Origin of the sequence: Alteromonas sp. KUL49 (assembly GCF_006538345.1) — a bacterium.
GTDB lineage: Bacteria > Pseudomonadota > Gammaproteobacteria > Enterobacterales > Alteromonadaceae > Alteromonas.
Genome location: NZ_BJKL01000005.1, coordinates 308,478 through 329,911, shown reverse-complemented (window position 1 = coordinate 329,911; position 21,434 = coordinate 308,478). Strand labels below are relative to the sequence as shown.

General features: G+C 45.3%; 22 protein-coding genes. 5 read left to right on the top strand and 17 right to left on the bottom strand.

Annotated elements, in window-relative coordinates; all coding sequences use genetic code 11:
- Positions 1-8: 8 nt before the first annotated feature.
- The 4 genes from ribD to lpxD all read right to left on the bottom strand — a co-directional run bounded on the left by ribD (position 9) and on the right by lpxD (position 4,114).
- The gene (ribD, locus tag EYS00_RS11285; protein WP_130636685.1) at positions 9-1,100 is read right to left on the bottom strand and encodes a bifunctional diaminohydroxyphosphoribosylaminopyrimidine deaminase/5-amino-6-(5-phosphoribosylamino)uracil reductase RibD; all 1,092 of its coding nucleotides are present in this window, start codon (positions 1,098-1,100) and stop codon (positions 9-11) included.
- Between the two features lie 49 nt (positions 1,101-1,149).
- Positions 1,150-1,599 (bottom strand): transcriptional regulator NrdR, encoded by a 450-nt coding sequence (nrdR, locus tag EYS00_RS11280; protein ID WP_130636635.1) that lies wholly within the window; start codon positions 1,597-1,599, stop codon positions 1,150-1,152.
- Between the two features lie 52 nt (positions 1,600-1,651).
- Positions 1,652-2,908 carry a serine hydroxymethyltransferase gene (glyA, locus tag EYS00_RS11275; RefSeq protein ID WP_130636634.1) on the bottom strand — a complete coding sequence of 419 codons (1,257 nt, stop codon included), beginning with the start codon at positions 2,906-2,908 and terminating at the stop codon, positions 1,652-1,654.
- Positions 2,909-3,085: 177 nt separating this feature from the next.
- Complete coding sequence (lpxD, locus tag EYS00_RS11270) at positions 3,086-4,114, bottom strand: UDP-3-O-(3-hydroxymyristoyl)glucosamine N-acyltransferase (RefSeq protein WP_130636633.1); 1,029 nt, start codon at positions 4,112-4,114, stop codon at positions 3,086-3,088.
- A 195-nt stretch (positions 4,115-4,309) separates the two neighbouring features.
- Between lpxD and ettA the strand changes: the two genes are divergently transcribed.
- Both ettA and EYS00_RS11260 read left to right on the top strand, forming a co-directional pair.
- The gene (ettA, locus tag EYS00_RS11265) at positions 4,310-5,977 is read left to right on the top strand and encodes an energy-dependent translational throttle protein EttA (protein WP_130636632.1); all 1,668 of its coding nucleotides are present in this window, start codon (positions 4,310-4,312) and stop codon (positions 5,975-5,977) included.
- Positions 5,978-6,090: 113 nt separating this feature from the next.
- Positions 6,091-6,513, top strand: a complete 423-nt coding sequence (locus EYS00_RS11260; protein ID WP_130636631.1) for a PilZ domain-containing protein — start codon at positions 6,091-6,093, stop codon at positions 6,511-6,513.
- Here the strand turns inward: EYS00_RS11260 and radA are convergent.
- Complete coding sequence (gene radA, locus EYS00_RS11255) at positions 6,480-7,847, bottom strand: DNA repair protein RadA (RefSeq protein WP_130636630.1); 1,368 nt, start codon at positions 7,845-7,847, stop codon at positions 6,480-6,482. The two genes, EYS00_RS11260 and radA, sit on opposite strands and share 34 nt — an antisense overlap.
- A 290-nt stretch (positions 7,848-8,137) precedes the next feature.
- Here radA and EYS00_RS11250 point away from each other — a divergent pair, with 290 nt between their 5' ends.
- Positions 8,138-9,979, top strand: coding sequence for a PilZ domain-containing protein (locus EYS00_RS11250; protein ID WP_242618739.1), 1,842 nt, complete (start codon positions 8,138-8,140; stop codon positions 9,977-9,979).
- A gap of 89 nt (positions 9,980-10,068) precedes the next feature.
- The gene (locus EYS00_RS20960; RefSeq protein ID WP_242618738.1) at positions 10,069-10,674 is read left to right on the top strand and encodes a hypothetical protein; all 606 of its coding nucleotides are present in this window, start codon (positions 10,069-10,071) and stop codon (positions 10,672-10,674) included.
- 185 nt (positions 10,675-10,859) lie between these two features.
- Here the strand turns inward: EYS00_RS20960 and EYS00_RS21190 are convergent, their stop codons facing one another.
- Positions 10,860-11,141: an HAD hydrolase family protein gene (locus EYS00_RS21190; RefSeq protein ID WP_307723744.1), complete on the bottom strand. Its 282-nt coding sequence runs from the start codon at positions 11,139-11,141 to the stop codon at positions 10,860-10,862.
- Between the two features lie 14 nt (positions 11,142-11,155).
- Positions 11,156-11,839 carry a hypothetical protein gene (locus tag EYS00_RS11245; protein ID WP_307723743.1) on the bottom strand — a complete coding sequence of 228 codons (684 nt, stop codon included), beginning with the start codon at positions 11,837-11,839 and terminating at the stop codon, positions 11,156-11,158.
- 219 nt (positions 11,840-12,058) lie between these two features.
- Here EYS00_RS11245 and EYS00_RS11240 point away from each other — a divergent pair, with 219 nt between their 5' ends.
- Positions 12,059-12,589, top strand: coding sequence for an AhpA/YtjB family protein (locus tag EYS00_RS11240; RefSeq protein WP_165399363.1), 531 nt, complete (start codon positions 12,059-12,061; stop codon positions 12,587-12,589).
- Here EYS00_RS11240 and EYS00_RS11235 read toward each other — a convergent pair.
- The 10 genes from EYS00_RS11235 to rpoE all read right to left on the bottom strand — a co-directional run bounded on the left by EYS00_RS11235 (position 12,580) and on the right by rpoE (position 21,300).
- Positions 12,580-13,365 carry a TatD family hydrolase gene (locus EYS00_RS11235; protein WP_130636628.1) on the bottom strand — a complete coding sequence of 262 codons (786 nt, stop codon included), beginning with the start codon at positions 13,363-13,365 and terminating at the stop codon, positions 12,580-12,582. The two genes, EYS00_RS11240 and EYS00_RS11235, sit on opposite strands and share 10 nt — an antisense overlap.
- Before the next feature lie 23 nt (positions 13,366-13,388).
- Complete coding sequence (pdxH, locus tag EYS00_RS11230; protein ID WP_130636627.1) at positions 13,389-14,027, bottom strand: pyridoxamine 5'-phosphate oxidase; 639 nt, start codon at positions 14,025-14,027, stop codon at positions 13,389-13,391.
- A 15-nt stretch (positions 14,028-14,042) separates the two neighbouring features.
- Positions 14,043-14,972: a GTPase Era gene (gene era, locus EYS00_RS11225; protein ID WP_373995566.1), complete on the bottom strand. Its 930-nt coding sequence runs from the start codon at positions 14,970-14,972 to the stop codon at positions 14,043-14,045.
- Positions 14,956-15,645 carry a ribonuclease III gene (rnc, locus tag EYS00_RS11220; protein WP_130636626.1) on the bottom strand — a complete coding sequence of 230 codons (690 nt, stop codon included), beginning with the start codon at positions 15,643-15,645 and terminating at the stop codon, positions 14,956-14,958. The genes era and rnc overlap by 17 nt, the downstream gene beginning before the upstream one ends.
- On the bottom strand, positions 15,645-16,550 hold the full coding sequence (gene lepB / locus EYS00_RS11215; RefSeq protein WP_130636625.1) for a signal peptidase I: 906 nt from the start codon (positions 16,548-16,550) through the stop codon (positions 15,645-15,647). Before lepB ends, rnc begins: the two co-directional genes overlap by 1 nt.
- Positions 16,550-18,346, bottom strand: a complete 1,797-nt coding sequence (gene lepA, locus EYS00_RS11210; protein ID WP_130636624.1) for a translation elongation factor 4 — start codon at positions 18,344-18,346, stop codon at positions 16,550-16,552. Before lepA ends, lepB begins: the two co-directional genes overlap by 1 nt.
- 162 nt (positions 18,347-18,508) lie before the next feature.
- Positions 18,509-18,958 (bottom strand): SoxR reducing system RseC family protein, encoded by a 450-nt coding sequence (locus tag EYS00_RS11205; RefSeq protein WP_130636623.1) that lies wholly within the window; start codon positions 18,956-18,958, stop codon positions 18,509-18,511.
- Positions 18,955-20,025 carry a MucB/RseB C-terminal domain-containing protein gene (locus EYS00_RS11200; RefSeq protein WP_130636622.1) on the bottom strand — a complete coding sequence of 357 codons (1,071 nt, stop codon included), beginning with the start codon at positions 20,023-20,025 and terminating at the stop codon, positions 18,955-18,957. Before EYS00_RS11200 ends, EYS00_RS11205 begins: the two co-directional genes overlap by 4 nt.
- A 24-nt stretch (positions 20,026-20,049) precedes the next feature.
- Positions 20,050-20,634 (bottom strand): sigma-E factor negative regulatory protein, encoded by a 585-nt coding sequence (locus tag EYS00_RS11195; RefSeq protein ID WP_130636683.1) that lies wholly within the window; start codon positions 20,632-20,634, stop codon positions 20,050-20,052.
- 87 nt (positions 20,635-20,721) lie between these two features.
- Positions 20,722-21,300 carry an RNA polymerase sigma factor RpoE gene (rpoE, locus tag EYS00_RS11190; RefSeq protein WP_130636621.1) on the bottom strand — a complete coding sequence of 193 codons (579 nt, stop codon included), beginning with the start codon at positions 21,298-21,300 and terminating at the stop codon, positions 20,722-20,724.
- Between the last annotated feature and the right edge of the window lie 134 nt (positions 21,301-21,434).

Here is a 21,434-nt window from a genome sequence, read left to right as displayed (position 1 = left end):
GTTTTCCTCTACTGTGTTGTGCCAGTTTTAACACTGTAGGTTAGTTTTAGATCACTACCTATTTTGCTGTAGGCATCGAGTGAAAGATGAATAGCTTGTGATAACGACGTGAAATTTGGCAAATTAACCATACTCATCCCTTTGTCACCCAATATTACCGGCGCTTGATAGCAGACCAATTCGTCGACTTCTCCGGCTGAAAGCAACGCCCCCACCAATGCAGGGCCGGCTTCAACGAGTACTTCATTATATTGCATATCCCCCAATGCTTTTATCAATTCATTTAGATCAACATGGGAGCTCTCACTGGATACCCGAATTGTATTCTCACGTGCGGTGGTATTTATGGCGCTTTTAACCATTGCTACAAAGGTAGGGTAGCCATCATTAAACAAGGTAAAGTCATCGGGTAAGTTATTCGTGCCATTCACCACCACGCGTACAGGCTGCCGCAGGGCATCTAAAAGATAGTCAGAATCATCAAATTCAGAAGCTCTTACTAGTAAGCTTGGATTGTCCGCTTGAACCGTACCAGAACCCGTGAGTACAACGCAGCTTTGTGCGCGGTATTTTTGCACATCGCGTCTAGCTTCTGGGCCAGTTATCCATTGGCTGACCCCATTTTCAAGGGCAATTTTACCATCTAGGCTAATACCCAATTTAACTCGCACAAAGGGCTTTCCTGTCATCATCCGCTTGATGAATCCGGGGTTTAGCGACTTAGCCTCATCAGCCATAACGTCAGTTGTGACTTCAATGCCTGCTTCTTGCAAGATACGTATCCCCTTGCCACTCACTTGAGGGTTAGGGTCTGTCATACCAATGACCACTCTAGCGACCTTAGCTTCGATTAGGGCTAGCGCACATGGTGGAGTGCGACCAAAATGACTACAGGGCTCGAGGGTAACATAGGCAGTGGCGCCTTCCGCTTTCGCACCTGCTTGATTAAGTGCGTGGATTTCTGCATGGGGTGTACCCGCTTGAATATGAAACCCTTCGCCAATACATTGATTGTTATTGTCGACGATAACACAACCCACGCGTGGGTTTGGTGACGTGGTATAACGCCCTTTTCTGGCTAGCTGAACGGCTTTTGCCATCCAGTAATAATCTGTTTGATTTTGCAATGACACCACGCTGATCCTGTGGTTAGTCTCCCAGCTTGGCTATCTCTTCGCCAAACTCCTTGATATCCTCGAAAGACCGATAGACAGAGGCAAAGCGCACATAAGCCACTTTATCGAGCTCTTTTAAGGCGCTCATTATTAGGTTACCGAGCAATTCGCTTCCTACTTCTCGCTCACCGGTTGCGCGAAGTGTAGACTTCAACTGCAGAATACATTGTTCTATTTTTTCGGTACTGACGGGACGTTTTTCTAGGGCTCGTTGCAGACCAGCGCGTAGCTTATCTTCGTTGAACGGCTCTCTAGAACCGTCTCGCTTGATGACTCGCGGCATCACCAATTCAGCACTTTCAAATGTGGTAAAGCGTTCGTGACACACCATGCATTCACGACGACGCCTTACCTGATGCCCCTGGGAAACAAGACGCGAGTCTATGACTTTGGTTTCTTGTTCGCTACAAAAGGGGCAAAACATAATATTTCCTTAACTGGCGCTTCTCTGTAAAAAAGCGCCTTATCCTTGATCGTTACGGGTAAACAGGGAACTGTTCACAAAGAGCAACAACTTCTTGCTTCACGCGAGCAATAACTGATTCATCACCCATGTTATCAAGAATGTCGCAAATCCAAGTAGCCACTTGCCCTGCTTGCTCTTCTTTAAAGCCTCGACGGGTAATTGCTGGGCTACCAATGCGAAGACCACTAGTGACAAATGGTGAACGAGGGTCGTTTGGAACACTGTTTTTGTTCACAGTGATATTTGCACTGCCAAGTGCCGCATCTGCGTCTTTACCCGTGATATCCTTGTCGATAAGGTCTAACAAGAACAAGTGGTTTTCGGTGCCGTTAGACACAATGTTATAACCGCGTTCTTGCATTACAGCAACCATCGCTTTTGCGTTAGCAACAACTTGCTGTTGGTACGCTTTAAATTCTGGCTGTAGAGCCTCTTTGAACGCTACCGCTTTCGCTGCAATAACGTGGCAAAGTGGACCACCTTGCATACCTGGGAAAACCGCGCTGTTCAAGCGCTTATAAATAGTTTCATCACCACAGGCAGAAACAATCAAACCGCTACGAGGGCCGCCTAACGTTTTGTGCGTTGTAGTAGTTACTACGTGTGCGTGAGGCACTGGGTTTGGATAAACGCCAGCAGCAACAAGACCAGCAACGTGTGCCATATCAACCAGTAAGAAAGCACCAACGCTATCAGCAATCTCTCTAAAACGCTTCCAGTCAACAATACCAGAATACGCAGAGAATCCACCGATAATCATCTTAGGCTTGTGTTCGTTCGCCAACGCTTGTACCTGTTCGTAGTCGATTTCGCCAGTTTCTTGGTTAAGACCGTATTGAACAGCGTTGTAGGTTTTGCCTGAGAAGTTTACGTGTGAACCGTGAGTAAGGTGACCACCTTCTGATAGGCTCATACCTAAAACTGTATCACCAGCGTCTAGTAGCGCCATGAAAACCGCAGCATTAGCCTGAGAGCCTGCATGTGGTTGTACGTTCGCGTAATCTGCACCGAAAAGCTCTTTAGCGCGCTCAATTGCCAACTCTTCAACAACGTCTACGTGTTCACAACCACCGTAGTAACGCTTGCCTGGGTAACCTTCTGCGTATTTGTTAGTTAGTTGAGATCCCTGCGCTTCCATTACTCGTGGACTACAGTAGTTCTCAGAAGCAATAAGTTCGATATGTTGCTCTTGGCGAACAACTTCTTTTGCCATCGCATCGGCTAATTCTGGATCAAAATCAGCGATATTCATCTCGCGTGGTAACATGGAGGCTCCTTAACTGCGGTTAAAACTGAACTGGCTAGAAAGAACGCATATTCTAGTCATTTTCATGAGCTTGTATACCGCTTTATCACCAATTTAATCTAATTGATGTAGCAATGGGTTTACTGACCGTAAACTAAAGCTGGCTGAACAAAAACGTACCGTGAAGTTCAACGCTCTCTAACGGTTTTCGAGGCTCTTCACTCGCTTGTACAGATCGTCTATTTGACGCAAACGAACGGCATTTTTGCGCCATTCTCTGTTAGTCATCGCTGGCTGTCCTGAAGAGTATACGCCGGGTTCGACAATATCTTGAACCACCATGGTGTGGCCGGTGATTTGCACATTGTCGCAAATACTGATGTGACCATTAATGGCACATGTACCTGCAATTACAACGTGCTTTCCAATATGAGTACTCCCAGCAATACCTGTTGAACCGCAAATACAGCTGTGGTCACCAATGTGGATGTTGTGTGCAATTTGTACCTGATTGTCGATAATAACGTTCTTGCCGATAACAGTGTTTTCTAGCGCACCGCGATCAATAGACGTATTCGAACCGATTTGACTGTCATCACCGATCACTACTGAGCCGGTTTGTGGAATCGGTATCCACGTACCTTTGTCGTTAGCATAACCAAAACCATCTGAACCAATGGTAGTTTGACTATGAATAGTGACTCGTTTTCCAATGGTTACGTCGTGATAAACGGTAACGTTGGGGTGTATGACAGAACCTTCACCGATGCGTGTACCACGACGAATAACCGTGTTAGGCCCAATTTGGACGCGATCACCAATCACTACATTGTCTTCGATAATAACCTTGTGACCTATTGCCACGTCACTACCTATATTTGCAGAGCTTGCAACCACTGCTGAATCAGCTATCCCAGTTTGCGCTACCGCTGGCGTGGTGTCGAAAAGCTGCGCGATAAGCGCAAAGGCGACATGGGGATCGGAGACAATGAGTGCTGCACCTTGGACCAGGTCCACAAGTTTGCTGTTTACAATGACAGCACCCGCTTTTGTCGTCGATAACTGGCTCTTGTATTTCGCATTCGTCAAAAAGGATATTTGATGTGCTCCTGCACCAGAAAGGGTGGCTACAGAGGTAATCACGATATTACCGTCTCCCTTTACTTCGCCGCCTACGTGGTTGGCAAGCTCGGCCAAGCTGTATGCCCTTTTGCTCATACCAGTCATAAAAAACTCTACCTGTCGTGTGTTTCACTTTTGCCGTGAAGTTTACCTTAAATCTGTCGTTCTACCGACGATATATTTAAACAAAATACGTCAGTCGAACAAAAATAGAGCATCTATCATAGCAGATGGCGTTACACGCTGGCGCGAGCTATCCTCTTGAGAGTACAATATTCTTTTTTCTGGCAAGGACTACAAATGTCTCAATACGTTTACAGTATGCATCGCGTGGGCAAGATCGTTCCGCCGAATCGTCATATTTTGAAGAACATCTCGTTGAGTTTTTTCCCCGGCGCTAAAATTGGTGTTTTGGGCCTAAATGGTGCAGGTAAATCTACCCTTCTTAGAATCATGGCAGGTGTTGATACGGATATCGAGGGGGAGGCTCGTCCTCAACCTGGATTGAAGATAGGCTACCTTCCCCAAGAACCACAACTTGATGAAACAAAAGACGTGCGCGGAAATATCGAGCTAGCGGTTGCGGATGTAAAGCACGCACTGACTCGTCTTGACGAAGTATATGCCGAATATGCGGCGCCAGATGCAGATTTTGACGCGCTCGCCAAAGAGCAAGGCGAATTGGAAGCGATTATCCAATCGAAAGACGGGCATAACCTAGAAAATGCTCTTGAGCGCGCCGCCGATGCCCTGCGCCTTCCACCTTGGGACGCTGACGTGACCAAGCTGTCTGGTGGTGAGCGACGTCGCGTAGCATTGTGTCGCCTCCTACTAGAAAAGCCAGAAATGCTGTTATTGGACGAACCGACTAACCACTTAGATGCAGAATCTGTGGCTTGGTTAGAGCGCTTCTTACACGATTATGAAGGCACTGTTGTGGCGATTACCCACGATAGATACTTCCTTGATAACGTTGCTGGCTGGATATTAGAACTTGACCGTGGTGAAGGTATTCCATGGGAAGGCAACTATTCTTCGTGGCTTGAGCAAAAAGAGAAGCGACTTGAACAAGAAGAACGCATCGAGTCTGCTCGTCAAAAAAGCATCAAACAAGAGCTTGAATGGGTACGTTCAAATCCCAAAGGTCGACACGCCAAAAGTAAAGCACGTATGGCACGTTTTGAGGAGATGGCAACGGGCGATTATCAAAAACGCAACGAAACCAACGAACTATTCATTCCGCCAGGTGAACGTCTGGGCGATAAAGTCATTGAAGTGTCGAACCTTAAAAAGTCTTACGGTGAACGAGTATTGATTGATGACTTGTCATTCACGGTACCCAAGGGCGCTATCGTAGGTATCATCGGCCCTAACGGTGCAGGTAAATCAACACTATTCAGAATGCTTACTAATGCTGAAGACGCTGATTCGGGCACGGTAGACATTGGTGATACCGTACAAATCGCCAGCGTTGAACAGTTCCGTGATCACATGAACGAGAACAATACGGTGTGGAAAGAAGTGTCGGATGAATCTGACATTATTCGCATTGGCAATTTCGAAATTAACAGTCGTGCTTATTGCAGCCGATTCAATTTCAAGGGCACCGACCAACAAAAGTTCATCAAAGACCTATCAGGTGGTGAGCGCAACCGCGTGCATTTAGCCAAGCTATTAAAAGCGGGCGGTAACGTACTGCTACTCGATGAACCAACCAACGACCTCGATGTCGAAACCCTGCGAGCACTAGAAAACGCGCTTCTCGAGTTCCCTGGCTGCGCCATGGTTATTTCCCACGATAGATGGTTCTTAGACCGTGTGGCGACACACATTCTAGACTATCGAGACGAAGGAAAAATTAACTTCTTTGAAGGTAACTATTCTGACTACGAGACTTGGTTAAAAGCTGAATTCGGACAAGATATCGTTGAGCCGCACCGCTTGAAATACAAGCGTATGTCAAAATAACGCGCTAACTTTCTCATTGAGGCGGGTATCCTCATCCGCCTCTATTGCCAACACAGACAATCTGACTAATACTAGATGTAACTAAAATGTTACATGTAAAAGGTTTACGCTTAATGTCAGATAAACGCCAATTTCAGCGTATCTCATTGTCAGTTGTGGGCACACTAGCCCATCATGATGTAGAAATTCCTGTTAGTATCACAGATATATCATTACAGGGCGTTAGGCTCTCAGCCTGTGAAAATGATTTGGAAAAGCTGCCTTTTGATAGCCATGATCCCTATATCGCTCGGTTTCAAGTTAACGAAGACAGCCCGTCAATTTGCATGGAAATCGAACAACTCTACCGCCAAGATAACGATAGGTCTGACCGAGTAACCCTAGGATGTAAGGTTGCACAAATGGATGTTGCGAGTATTAGCGCCCTTCGACGATTGATTTTACTCAATGGGAAAAACGACGCTATAAACGACAGTGACCTCAACGCTTTAATAGATGCGGTTTACTCTAAGGCGTCTAGTGCGTCACTCAATTGAGACACGGGCACCACGGTCATGCCTTGAATCGGCTGCTTGGGCGCGTTAGCTTTAGGTACAATTGCCCGCTTGAACCCATGTTTAGCCGCTTCAATAATACGTTCGGTACCATTGGGGACAGGGCGAATTTCTCCCGCTAACCCAACTTCTCCAAACATAATAAGGTCTTTAGGTAACGGACGATTTCGAAAACTAGATACCATAGCGAGTAATAACGCCAAGTCAGCACCTGTTTCACTTACTTTCACCCCACCTACCACATTCACAAATACATCTTGGTCGTTCATTTGAACGTTGCCGTGCCTATGTAACACTGCCAGTAACATGGCAAGCCTATTTTGCTCAAGACCGACGGCGATACGACGAGGATTCGCCATTTGCGAATAATCTACTAGCGCTTGAATTTCAACAAGCAATGGACGGGTCCCCTCCCAAATTACCATCACACTTGAGCCTGGCGTTTCATTATCGCCCCGACTTAAAAATATAGCAGACGGGTTACTTACTTCTTTGAGCCCTTTTTCGGTCATGGCAAATACACCCAATTCATTCACCGCACCAAATCGGTTTTTTTGACTTCGAAGTGTGCGATAACGACTATCGCTCTCTCCCTCGAGCATCATAGAGCTATCAATGCAGTGTTCTAATACCTTTGGCCCAGCCAAGTTACCATCTTTAGTAACGTGTCCGACAATGAACATAGCAATGTGCTCTTGTTTGGCAAAACGAGTGAGGTACGCCGCACTTTCACGAACTTGAGATACACTGCCTGGTGCAGACTGAACCTCTGCAACATGCATCACCTGTATGGAGTCGATAACCATTATTTTGGGCTTTTGCGTAAGTGCCAGATTACAGATAGTTTCGACGTTGGTTTCTGCCAACATCATGAGCTTATCATCCGGTAAATTGAGACGCTTCGCGCGCATAGCCACTTGTTGTAGTGACTCCTCGCCCGTGACATAGAGAGTTGATGCTGACTTGGCAAGTTCACACATAACTTGAAGCAACAATGTGCTTTTGCCAGCTCCCGGTGAGCCACCGATAAGCATGGCAGCTCCCGGCACAATCCCGCCGCCGAGAACTCGGTCTAGCTCTTTAAATCCAGAGGAAAACCTTGGAAGCTCGTTTAAATCAATCGCATTTAAAGGCTCGATTTTGGCGTTAGTTTGACCTGCGTACCCTGAATGTCCTGTTTTAGCTACAGATTTAGCTGTTTGCACTACAAATTCGCTGATGGTATTCCAAGCTTTACATTCTGAGCATTGCCCTTGCCAACGCGGAAATTCTGCTCCGCAATCAGAGCACACATATGCAGTTTTTCGTTTTGCCATTATTTTTATGAAATTAGCTAAAAGTCGTAGTTTATCAGCTAATATTAGTAGTGTTGACCTTGTATCTAAGATTAGTTTTTTAATTAGCGTGCAGAGTACGCTGTGATTGTCTTTTTGCTGGGTAAAAGGTCAACAGTCAATGTTGTGAAACAGAAGCGCCGCGTACCTTCTCCCAATGTAGCATTGACACCACCATCGCTTAGGTGAAAAATACGTGCATAATTCATGGGTTTATCATCCATGCCGATAAGAGTTTATATGTTAACTACGCTGTTAGAAGTCGCAATTACATGAGCCAAGATTTACAGCAATACGCTGATATCATTGAACGGTTAAAACCGACGGTTAATACCCCAGATTTTAATAAAGTATTACTGCAAGTTGCCGGCGGTTTGCCAAAGGAAAAGCGCTTTCTGATTAAAATGGAAGTTAAGCGCTTGGCTAAGCCGTGCGTACGCTCTATTGATTTGCGTGGGCTAGTAGAGGGTGACTGTAAACTTTATGAGAGCGGTGGGATCAGCCACTACATGGATGATATAGCGGTTGAAACCTTTGAACAGCAAATGAAAATTTTTGGTGCGTATACTTTTGGTGTTTATGAGGCCGTTCAGAACACCGAAAACAACTTTCGCGTCATGCGCGATAAGGCCCTCGCAAGAGAGAAGTATGAAGAAGAGCATGCCGAAGAAATCAAAGCATCTCAAGTGTTAGAACAGTTCAAAGTTCCCATTGTTAACTTATTAGATTACCGAAGACGAAAAGCGGAGCGAATGAATTTTGCTGTCGCTGTTGAGCTGTTTAATGACAAAAACAAGTCCATGCGGGGACTCAGCGTCGATATTTCGATGGAAGGTCTTCAAGTAAAACTGTCCAAAGAATCGCCTTTCAACAATGGTGATATTCTCCATTGCTACTTTCGTGGTTTAGAAGAAGAATTTGCCATGGATAAAAGCAATGGTATTGCTTATCGCGTGGTAAAGATTACAGAAAAGAAAGATATTGTTTATCTTGCTTTAGAGCGAGCAGAAGAGTTTCCTAACCCTGCATTTGATAAGTTTTTAGAGAGCTTTATTCACGGTAACAAACGACGTTACAAAGTGAATATGACTAACACTATTGACGCCATTGTCAGTAAAATGTGCGAACAATTCTTCTCCCCGAGAAGCCCGACTTTACCTGTCTACATCGACGAAATCGACGGCCAGTTAATTCCCCGTTATGCGATGGTGAATGAAGTCAATCGCGAAACTATGAACTATTGGCAGGACGAGGAAGACGAATGTCGCTTGGGCTACTTACTCAATAGCAAAAGACTCACACAGTTATTGTCTAAGCCAGAGTCACGCCGCGAGACATTTTTGTTCAGCTTTACCCATTTTCAACAAGAGAGAGTCTATTTTTATTCAGCGTCGGTTGAAGACTTACAAAAGAAAGATGTTCTTAAACACATATTTCTTGGTTTTGGCTCTCGAAAGGCTAGCTGGCGCGCATACAAGTTAACCATTACTGATGCCAGTTCAGATCAAGCATACACGCCACTTTCGCTACCTGATTCAGCAGGCGAGAAAATAAAGCGGCAAAATAGTCCACCACCTGCGCGACTATTGGCGAAGCTTAAACATTTAAAGTATCTGGCCCATTTAACTGATGTTACTTCTATATTCGGTCAGCACACGTATAGCCAGATGCCATTTAGCAGAGACAAACTTTCGTACTTGCGAGTGTTTGGGCATCCTCGCAATCATCCGCCTCAAGAAATAAAGCAATTCAGATTTAAACATGAGGAACAACGCCTAGAATCGCGCTACCGACTTCGCTCAAAAATCGAACTTAAAGTCGCCGGAAACGATGCTGTGTTTCAGGGTATCAGCGAGGATATATCAGTGCATGGTCTAGGCTTGCGTGTCGAACTTGCTAAAGGGTTTGAAGGTGAGCTTAACGGACACGTAGAGATCGCGTTTCCGAAACTACAACAGATTACAAAGTCCTTCGACGTAATGCACATGCACTACACCGTCATCTATCACAACGTGGAAAAGAATATTCTCCACCTCAAAGCTGCTCAAGGAGATTTAGGGAAGAGTGCTAGACATTTCTTCGAAGAGTTGATCAAGAAAAACAAAATTCTTTAGAGGCGCAGCCCGAGGACGAAGAAATTCCGGGTATGGGACATGCCTTGCGTTGCATTAATGCTCGGAACGCCACCTCGCTATCTTTCCTCATGAGTAAGGAAGGTGTTCGCTATTCTCCTCAAGCCTGTATTACAGGCAAACAAGACCAACGAATTACTCGACTTGCCGAGCAAGATGTAGACGGTAGAAAAGTGAATCTAGAATTTATGTTCAGAGACAGAAAGCTCGACACGCCGTTTATGCAAAGTGGTCTTAAACAGATCAAAATTGAGAAAATGCCATTGAGACAAGAACTCTTTGTCTCATTCGATCCCAAGGTAAGAGATCCAAGACGTGCTATCTTACCTCGCTTTTCACACCGATTTGAAACTGATGAGCAACGCAAGCGATTTATAGATGAGGCAATCAATAGAGGCCAATTTGTTGCCATTCACGTCATGCTAGTTACCACAGGCAAACCGGATTTAGACATGATTCAAACCGAGTTTAACTACGTAAGCATGTACGCAATACATAAGGCAAAAGAGCTGGAAGAAAAATTGTGGAGTCTCGCAGCATGCTCTCACTTGATTGATGTAACCGATGAAGTGTTGCTACGTTACGGTTATGACAATGATGTAGTACTAGAAAACCACGATATTGACGCCAAAATAAAAGCGGTAAAATCCGGAATTCAAGCCTTGTTGCAGGCATAGAGAATAAAGAACAATGCAGTTCCCTTCTAAGCTAATGAGCTTATAGAGTTATCGAAATATCTGAGGGGAGGTAATGAACTTTTTACAGCCGTCTGAGGCATGGATGCCGAAGCCGAGCCCACACGGACGTGTTTACGGCGTGCAGTAAAAAGTTTGTTACCTCCCCTCCGCTAATTTTTTAATAATTACTTCATGAAATACAGCATGTTATGTAGTCCACCAAAACGTATGGCTACATCTGCTTTTTGATTGACGACGGGTTTACCATGGCAAGCCACACCTAGAGCTGCTTCTTCCATCATAACCAAATCGTTTGCACCATCACCTAAGGCGACAGTTTGAGTATTTGGAATACTCCACTGTTCGGAGAGTGCTCGAACTGTGTCTGCTTTTACTTGTGCATTAATAATGTCACCGATCACTTCGCCGGTTAACGTACCATCTTCCTCACCCAAGGTATTTGACACTGAAACATCTAGGCCTAGTCTATCTCTGAGGTAATCAGCAAAGTAGGTAAAACCCGCCAGATGCAATAGCCATTTTCCAACCATTTTGTGCCAAGGTTTGCGTAAGGTTTTTGCACGCCAGGCATGAGCGGGATGCCGTTTCTAATTTGAAGTAGTTTGTCTACGCTAACGCCCTTTAAGCATGCCACACGATGTATTAAGCTATCGTTAAACGCTATCTCGCCGCGCATGGCACGAGCAGTGACATTAGCAACCTCTTCACCTACACCAGCCAACTTGGCTATCTCGTCAATGCACTCTATTGAAATAAGGGTGCTATCCATATCCATAACCAGCAAACCGGGCTCGGATAGGCTTGGTTGGTCTATTTGAAGACCAACATTGATATGAAGTGAAAGTGCTACATCTTCCAGACGCAATGCCAACTCGTCGGGGGCTATAGTTACAGGGTCGCACTGAACCACGACCACACTATCTCCGAAACGTCCATCCAACGCGTGTAACCCTATTGAACGCACTGATACAATATCTTTCAGAGCGTTGAGCGCTAACTCAACACTGTGGAAAGTCATTGCTTGACCAACAAGGGTTAGAGTTGACAACCCCTCTTGATATTCAACTGGTGTTAGGGTGGTTTTTAAATAGGCAGCGCTGTGCTTGGCGCTTTCGGTGAGATCACTAAATAAAGAAGTAAGCATTAAGAAAAATCAAAGAGTTCGCATAAGCGTATGCTATCGAATGTCGAAGATAGATAAAATACGTACTTGGAAAATATCTAAAATTAACCTACTGTGAGGGCAAGAAAACTGCTATTTACCGACAACAGTGCATGCTATCAACTGAAAAAAACTCAAAACTCTCTGATGTATTTTGCAAACCCGCACTCGAGCTATACTGCTTTTAAGCGGATTGTACATATGCTTATGTTCAGTATTTGTATTGGTTTGATTATCACCTTGTTTCTTTTGTTTCATCATTATCAAGGGCAATGGCTAAGCGCACAAACATCACAGCCGGGTAAGGCACTAGCCAAACAGTATGCATCTCTCGTTGCCGTTCCTCTACAAAACAGTGACCAACAAACACTCGTTTCTATGGTGTCGACGTTCATCGACGACCCGTACGTTGAATCAGTAGATGTTTACAATGACAAAGGCGTACATTTAGCCCCCCTAGCCCAGCACGACAGTGTTATTACTTTACTTAAAGAAAATGAACTCGCCCCCACGATTTACTTAGAAAATGTAGCCTCTTCTGAAGGGGGCGTGGTGGGTTACTTGAGGGTGGTGCTAGATTCTGAAAAATTACTTGTTGAGCCCATGGCAATGCGTGCTCAACAAGAGCAGTTAGTCATAGTGCTAGCGCTGCTGTGTTTTATTCTTGGTGTTTACGCTACAAGAGTATTCTACAAAACAAGAACATTTCTTGTGGAACGAGATCAATCGTGAGGATGAAAAAGGGACTGATAGTTTTTTGTAGTAAGATTCACAACTTCTGAACTGTCTATTTCCAATAGGTTACTCAAACAACTCACCACTTCACCAAGATATGCAGGCTCGTTAACCATGCCTTGTCTACCACACATGGGCATATCTGGGGCATCAGTTTCTAACAACAAGCGATCAGAAAACTCAGGAAAAATAGCTTTCAACGTCTTACGTGTTTTACTTCCTCTGGGATAGGTTATCGTACCTCCCACGCCCAAATAGAAACCCCGTTCCAAATACTGCATGGCCACCTCAACACTACCTGAGAAAGCATGAATAACTCCGCCTCTTTTGAACTGATGTTGCTTTAATGCACCTAGCAACAAATGATGACTTTTTCTATGGTGCATTATCACGGGCAATTCAAACTGCTCCGACAAGGCTAGTTGAGAAGCGAAAGCTCTCTGCTGAGTATCTACAGGGCATTCGATAGCAGTGTCTAGCCCAATCTCCCCTATGGCAATGACGTGAGGACTTTTACTTAACGATGTATGTAGTTCACTGAGAGCGCGTTCTAAATCACATGTTTGCAGAAAATAAGGGTGAATACCTAAAGCAATATCTAGTGCTACCTCAGACGCATTTTGCTTTACCAGCGCTTGCTGACGGCACCACCCTTGTGGTGTCGTGCCCGGAATGAGGATGCGTTTAATGCCATTTTTACTCGCGCGATCCAAAACCGAATCTGCGCGAGTAAATAGTTTGGGAAGGTCGAGGTGGCAGTGGCTATCAATCACGTTTGACTGGCCTTTTTAGCACTTTAGGGCATCAATCTTTGTGTGGTCCATGAACCGTCGGTCTGTTTGTTGTATTCAAACCTGTCATGCAGTCTATCTTCTCCCCCTTGCCAAAATTCGATCTGGTGAGGGACAATTCGAAAGCCTCCCCAGAAATCTGGTACAGGTAAGTCTTTATTGGCGAACTTTTCTTTTAGCTGCGAAAACTGGGTCATAAGTAATTCGCGGCTGCTAATAGGCTTGCTTTGCTTTGAGACAAACGCCGCTAATTGGCTCTCTTTGGGGCGAGAGAAAAAGTAATTGGCATTTTCTTTTAGCGACAGCTTTTCAACCACGCCACAAACCCGAATTTGGCGCTCCATGAAAAACCACGGGAAATGACAAGATACTTTAGGATTGTTCGCCAATTCAGACGCCTTACGACTGCCTAAATTTGTAAAGAACACAAATCCTGCATCGGTAACATCTTTGAGTAGTACAATCCTTTGGGAAGGCTGACCATCATCAGACACGGTAGCGAGTGTCATGGCAGTGGGATCTGGAATTTTTGCGTCAATGGTGTCTTGCAACCATTGATTAAACAAGGTAATCGGATTAGGCGTTAATTCGCTCTCTGACAATGTCCCTTTTGAATACTGCCTACGCAGGTCACTTAACGCCATGGTTACCCCTTTTTACTAATTTCTGTCTTCACCGTAGCCTAGGGAACGAAGTGCTCGTTCATCATCAGCCCATCCCTGTTTGACTTTAACCCAAAGCTCTAGGAAAACTTTATTGTCGAACAGGTTTTCCATATCTATACGTGCTTGCTCGCCAATAGTTTTAAGATGTTTACCACCTTTTCCTATTACCATGCGTTTTTGAGTTTCTCGCTCTACGAGTATTAGCCCGTTGATACGATAAACACCGTTGTCTGCTAGTTTGAACTGTTCAATTTCAACCGTAGTAGAATAAGGAAGCTCATCCCCAGTGAAACGCATCAATTTTTCGCGAATGATCTCTGCCGCCATAAATCGACTGGAGCGATCAGTGATGTAGTCTTCGGGAAAGAAGAATTCGCTGGGCGGTAAACTGTCAGCGACTAATTGGCGAATATCATCCACCATTTTGCCCTGCTTCGCGCTAATAGGAATGATGTGCGCAAAGTTATGCTTCTCTGCGAGGCCCTGTAAATGCACCATAAAGGCTTCTTTGTCGTCAACTTTATCCATTTTATTGACGATGAGATAACAGGGTAAACCAGAATCTTTGACTTTCGACAACACTAAATCATCTTCAGGGTTCCAACGAGAACCCTCGACCACCATGAGCACTAAGCCGACCTCTGCGAGAGAACTTTGCGCAGCACGATTCATGTACCTGTTAATGGCGCGTTTCTCGTCATGATGGAGGCCTGGAGTATCCACGTAGATGGCTTGATAATCTCCTTCTGTATCGATACCCAATATACGGTGCCGAGTAGTTTGAGGCTTTCGGGACGTTATACTAACTTTTTGCCCAAGTAGTCTGTTCAATAGTGTTGATTTACCCACATTTGGCCGACCAACAATTGCCACTAAACCACAACGCGTTTCACCGCCATGCATGCCATTATTTGGCTGCGTCATCTAATTTCTCCAGAGTTAAGCGTGCGGCTTCCTGCTCAGCTTTTCTACGGCTGTTTCCAGTTGCAATGACTTCTCGAGATAGCTCGGTGATTTTGCAACTAACCGTAAAGGTTTGATCGTGATCTTTACCAGCAACACTGACTACAGTGTAGTCTGGCAATGGGCTTTTGCGAGATTGTAGGTATTCTTGCAGTCGGGTTTTACTGTCTTTGGGATGCGCATTGGGGTCAAGAGCGGCTATACGAGACTTCCACAACGTGAGGATGACTTTGCGCACTTCCTCGATACCCGAGTCTAGGTATATGGCGCCGAGTACTGCCTCTACAGCATCTGCCAGAATAGAGCTTCGGCGATGTCCACCGCTCTTAAGTTCACCAGGCCCTAATTTCAGCAACTCTCCCATGCTAGTCTCACGAGCGAGTTCTGCTAGGGTGTCTCCTTTAACTAACGTTGAGCGCATGCGTGTCAGTTTACCCTCGGGCACCAAAGGGAATTGGGCGTAAAGGGTGTCGGCAATGACCATCCCAAGGATGGCGTCACCCAAAAACTCTAGACGCTCATTGTGTTGCTTAGCTGCACTTCTATGTGTCAGCGCCTGTTCCAATAAAGTCTCGTTAGAGAAGGTATATCCAATGGCTTTATAAAGCCTACGATACTTATCAATACCCAGCATTAATGAATGCCACCCACTCGATCAAAGCGCACACCAGTGGGGATCCAAGTAGGTAAGAAGTCAGACTTTTTGCGCTCAAACTCAAAGGAAATCCAAATCGCCACCGCTTCACCCACTAGGTGTTCATCTGAAACAAAGCCCCAGAAGCGACTGTCTCGGCTGTTGTCTCGGTTATCACCAAGTACAAAATACTTACCTTCAGGTACTAGCCACTCATTCCTACGCGTCCCCGGTTGTGTATAGAAATGCGCAGGAGAAACTTCTCTTGATGGATGGCGAAGGATATCGTGCTCTCTGTCGCCCAGAGACTCGGTGTATCGCATCAGCTGAGACATCTCTTGAACGAACTCTCCACGAGATACAAATTCTAGTGGTACAGCCTCAAGTGGTGCACAAGAATCGGCAGCCCCCTCGCACTTGGGTTTGATAAACACTTGCTTATTGTCGTAAACCACAGTGTCTCCAGGAAGACCTACAACGCGCTTGATGTAGTCTACACGGGTATCTTCGGGATATTTAAATACGACAACATCTCCGCGCTCTGGTGCTCCAGTATCTAAAAACTTGTGACGAAATACCGGGTCTTTCACACCGTAAGCGTACTTTTCTACCAATATAAAGTCGCCTACCAATAGGGTTGGCATCATTGAGCCAGAAGGTATTTGGAACGGCTCATATAAAAAAGATCTCAATACCAGTACAAAAGCGATAATCGGGAAAATCTGTTGTGCTGTGTCTACGATGTATGGAAGTTGTGGATCCTCCCCATACTCAGCGCCCTCGGCATCCGCAGCCGCTTGCAATTGAGCCTTGCGCTTTGGAGCGAACACTAGACTGTCAACGAGCCATATCAATCCTGACGCTAGGGTTAGCGCTACGAGGATTAACGAAAAATAATTGGCCATTATTTACCTACCTTGAGCACCGCAAGGAACGCATCCTGCGGTAGCTCTACGTTGCCTACCTGCTTCATTCTTTTCTTCCCTTCTTTTTGCTTCTGCAACAGCTTTTTCTTACGACTTACGTCACCGCCATAACACTTGGCAATAACGTTTTTACGCATTTGTTTTACCGTACTTCTGGCAATCACGTGATTACCGATAGCGGCTTGAATCGCAATATCAAACATTTGACGAGGGATCAGCTCCCGAAGCTTCTCAACTAATTCACGACCGCGGCCTTGTGAGTTTTCTCGGTGCGTAATCACGGCAAGTGCGTCTACACGTTCGCCGTTAATTAAGATATCTACACGGACCATGTCTGAGGTTTGGAAGCGCTTGAAGTTATAGTCTAATGATGCAAATCCACGACTAGTTGATTTCAAACGGTCGAAGAAATCGAGAACAACCTCAGCCATTGGAAGTTCGTAGGTCACCGCGACTTGTTTACCGTGATACGCCATATTCGTTTGCGTCCCGCGCTTTTCAACACACAGCGTAATAACGTTGCCTAAGAACTCTTGCGGTACCAGAATATTCGCCTCTACGAGCGGCTCTCTGATTTCAGCAATATCATTAACTGGAGGCAACTTTGACGGGTTATCAACGGTGACTATTTCGCCTTTGGTGGTTTCTACTTCGTAAATTACCGTTGGCGCTGTGGTGATAAGCCCTAAGTCATATTCTCGCTCTAGACGCTCTTGAATAATTTCCATATGAAGCATTCCTAGGAAGCCAATACGGAATCCAAAACCAAGCGCCGCAGAGCTTTCTGGCTCATAGAAGAGCGATGCATCGTTAAGACTCAACTTGCCTAGTGCATCGCGAAAATCTTCATAATCGTCTGAGCTAATTGGGAAGATACCAGCGTACACCTGAGGTTTAACTTTCTTAAACCCGGGAAGCGCACCTTCTGCGGGGTCTTTCGCAAGGGTAATCGTGTCGCCCACTGGCGCACCTTGAATGTCTTTGATACCCGCGATAATGAAGCCTACTTCTCCAGCTTTTAATACGCCGGTGTCCAACGCTTTTGGGGTAAACACACCGATTTTGTCGACCTGATGGGTCTGACCATTCGACATAATCTGAATTTTGTCTTTCTTGGATAGTTCGCCTTCTACAATACGAACAAGTGACACTACGCCTTGATAGTTATCAAACCAAGAATCAATGATAAGCGCCTTAAGCGGTGCATCTCTATCACCTTCTGGCGGAGGAATATCATTAACGATAACTTCCAGCACATCCTCAATACCTACACCCGTTTTGGCGGAACAGCGGACGGCGTCAATAGCATCGATACCAACAATATCTTCAATTTCTTCTGCAACGCGCTCGGGCTCTGCCTGAGGCAAATCAATTTTGTTGAGTACGGGAACAACTTCCATATCCATTTCAATGGCGGTATAGCAGTTCGCAAGCGTCTGAGCTTCTACACCCTGCCCAGCGTCCACCACTAACAGCGCACCTTCACAAGCGGCAAGAGAACGAGAAACCTCATAGGTAAAGTCCACGTGCCCTGGAGTATCGATGAAGTTTAGCTGGTAAGTTTCACCGTCTTTGGCTTTATAGTTCAATGTTACACTTTGTGCTTTGATGGTAATACCACGCTCGCGCTCTAGATCCATTGAATCTAACACTTGCTCCGCCATTTCACGGTCAGAGAGTCCGCCGCAGTGTTGAATAAGTCTATCTGATAACGTGGACTTACCGTGGTCGATATGAGCGATGATACTGAAATTACGAATGTGCGATTGTTGCATAATGCTGGAGATTACCTGCAGAAAGTGTCATTAAACCAAATTCTCCGTCTCTCGATACGATGAATACACGGAGCGTGCGGATTTTACCCATTTATTTAATGAAAAGCGAATTAAACCCTAGACTAGCTTGCCAAGGGTTTCCATTGTTGTAACGCAGATACGTTACACTTTGAGTTTTGAGGGGATTATTACCGGTTGGAAGCGACCAGATTCAAGCCGCTTTAACCGAGAAGACACCCCAACATATGACAAGAAAGTAGCAAATACCGCTGGCGGAATAGACCAAAGTTCGTGAGTCAAGCCTACGGCATCAAAGAATACGCTGAACAGTCCAATACTCATCAAAAAAGTCACTAGAGGCACAACATAAAGCATCAGTGAAGCGCTAATGACCCCTGCTTCTGGTATCCCGATAGTCACCGACTGACCAACATTAACAGGCACGGGGGTTCGTAATGTTAGCAGTTGCTTTTTAGGGGCCAATGCCCTCGATATCGCACCAGTACCGCAATCAGACTGTGCTTGACAACTGTTGCAAGTAGACTTTATTGCTGCTTCAACGGTTACTTGGTCTCCTGACACTGCGACAACTACTGCGGTTTCTGTGATCATGGATTTACCGACGTAAGTGTTAGCGATGTTGCTATAGCATTCGCAGTTTGGAGTGGAACCTCACCGACTACGGTGACTTGTGCATTACCATCAGTCAGCGTTAGAAACGTATTGAGTTCGTGGCGAAGTGCTGCATCGCTGCCAACGGCTTCAGAAACGGGTTGTACGTATACAGATACATCAACCAACCCGTCACTAAACATTTTATATTCGACTACCTGGCCAGTTAATGCCAGACGTCTTATATCCCGGCGAACCTCTCTCATGCCTACTGGTAGGTACTCTACTTCCCAACCGTGTTCTCGCAGTGGCTGAGAAGCAATTTCCATAGGATGGGGCAATAATTCTTGATTTATACGAGAAAAGTATGGGTGAGGTACTTCGGCAATCACTAACGATGTTACCTGGATTTGCTGCAACAACGCACCTTGTAAATCCAACATGTTCAGTTTGAGCGGCATGCCGGACGCTTCATCAAGCCATAGTTGATAACTAAAGCGACTGTTGTCTCTGCTCACAATTCGAATTTGTTGTGCTGGCCGTCCAGCAACCCTTGCTCTGCCTACACTGACAAATTCATAACTTGGCTTCAGACGTTCAGGATAATACAGCAGTTCACTGGGTAGTGGGCCGTCAATAATATTCGAACGCAAACTATATGGCGTTACATCAGGTTCAAATACACTAACAATATCGTTAACTCTGATGTGTTCTTGACCTGGTCCATTTTGCAAATTCAACTGTTCCATGTGGGTGCCATCATCAAGAACAGCATGACGCCACAAATAAGGAACAGTCTCGTTTCCAGCTCGACTTTGCACTAGAGCGACTTGAAAATTACTGTTGGTGAGAACGTGGGTCATTCTCCTCAACCAATCCCAAGTGGTGAGTGGTTGTGGCACTGCTGCTGTTGTTGAGGGCTCAACTGGCTCTTCCGCACTCTCTTGTGCGTGAGAAAAATTGGGAATTGCTAGACACACCAGTATGGTTGAACATTTTAGCTGGTTCAAAAACACACGTACCAGCCGAGGTGGGGCTGGTACGTTAAAAGCACTAAATTTACTCATTAAATTCCGCTATTAATACATCGCCTATGGACGGTCGTCCTGTTCTTCTGCCTCATCAGCACTGTTGTTATCTTGCGCTTGCTGTAAACGAACCTGTTGTTCGTGGTCAGCAATTAGCGCATTGATTTTGCGATTTCTTTCCAACACTTCGCCCATATCATTACGAGGTACTTCACGCGTTTGCTCTAAGCTCACTGGCGAGAGACCACCTTGAATTGTGGGGGTTGGAGCCGTAGTGAAAGGCTCTGTTGGTGCCGGCTGGTTCATAAACTGAACGCCGAGAACCATTGCCAATGCCACTGAAGCTGCCACGGCAAATTGACCAGACTGTTTCGCAAATGGAACCACATTACTGAGTATCGGAATAGACTTCCAACGCGCTGTTTTAGGAGCAAGGATCGCTGGCTCACTTTCTAGCGCTGCTGCTACACTCGCTGTAATATCTAGCTGTGGAGCAACACTCGCTTCCTTACGCATTGCACTTCTTATTACATGGTAGCGCTGCCATTTAGCCTGCATTTCATCGTCGGTTTTTATTGCGTCGATGATCTCGTTGCCATCGATTTCACCGTCCATGAATGCAGACAATTTTTCTTGCTGTTGCGTCATTATGTTCACTTCCAGATCATTCTTGATCATTTACTACCCTATCACAGCTGTTAGTCAGCGTCATATTAAGAAAGTTCACTTTCTTTATTAATTTTCTAGTAATGGTTGAATTACTTTGTCTATCGCTTCACGTGCTCGGAATATTCGAGAACGTACAGTCCCTACTGGACAAGCCATAACGCTAGCAATTTCTTCGTAACTCAAACCCTCTATTTCTCTGAGGGTTATAGCCATACGAAGGTCTTCTGGTAACTTTTCGACGACTTTAAACAAGGTTTCTTGAATCTCGTCGGACAGTAAGCTTCTTTCAGGAGTAGATTGTTCACGTAGCGCATCACTTCCTTCGTAGTAATCTGCTTCGTCAGCGTCCACATCACTTGCTGGCGGCTTTCGACCTTGTGCTACTAAATAGTTCTTTGCACTGTTTACCGCAATTCGATAAAGCCAAGTGTAGAACGCACTGTCGCCGCGAAAGTTGGGTAACGCTCGATACGCTTTAATGAAAGCATCCTGCGTTACATCAGCCACATCCCCAGTGTTCCTCACGTATCTAGAAACCAAATGCATTACTTTGTGCTGGTAACGAGTTACCAGTAAGTTAAACGCATTTTTGTCACCTTTTTGCACTCTTTCGACCAACTGCTGGTCGGTAATCTGCTCGCTCATTCGAGCCATCACTCCTTACTTCATACCACTCAATAGCTCTAACAAGCTTTAAGTAGACGCATCACCCTGTCAAAAGTTCTAAAAAAAATTTTTTTAAAAAGCCTAACGAATCAACCAAGAATCGTTGTTTTTTA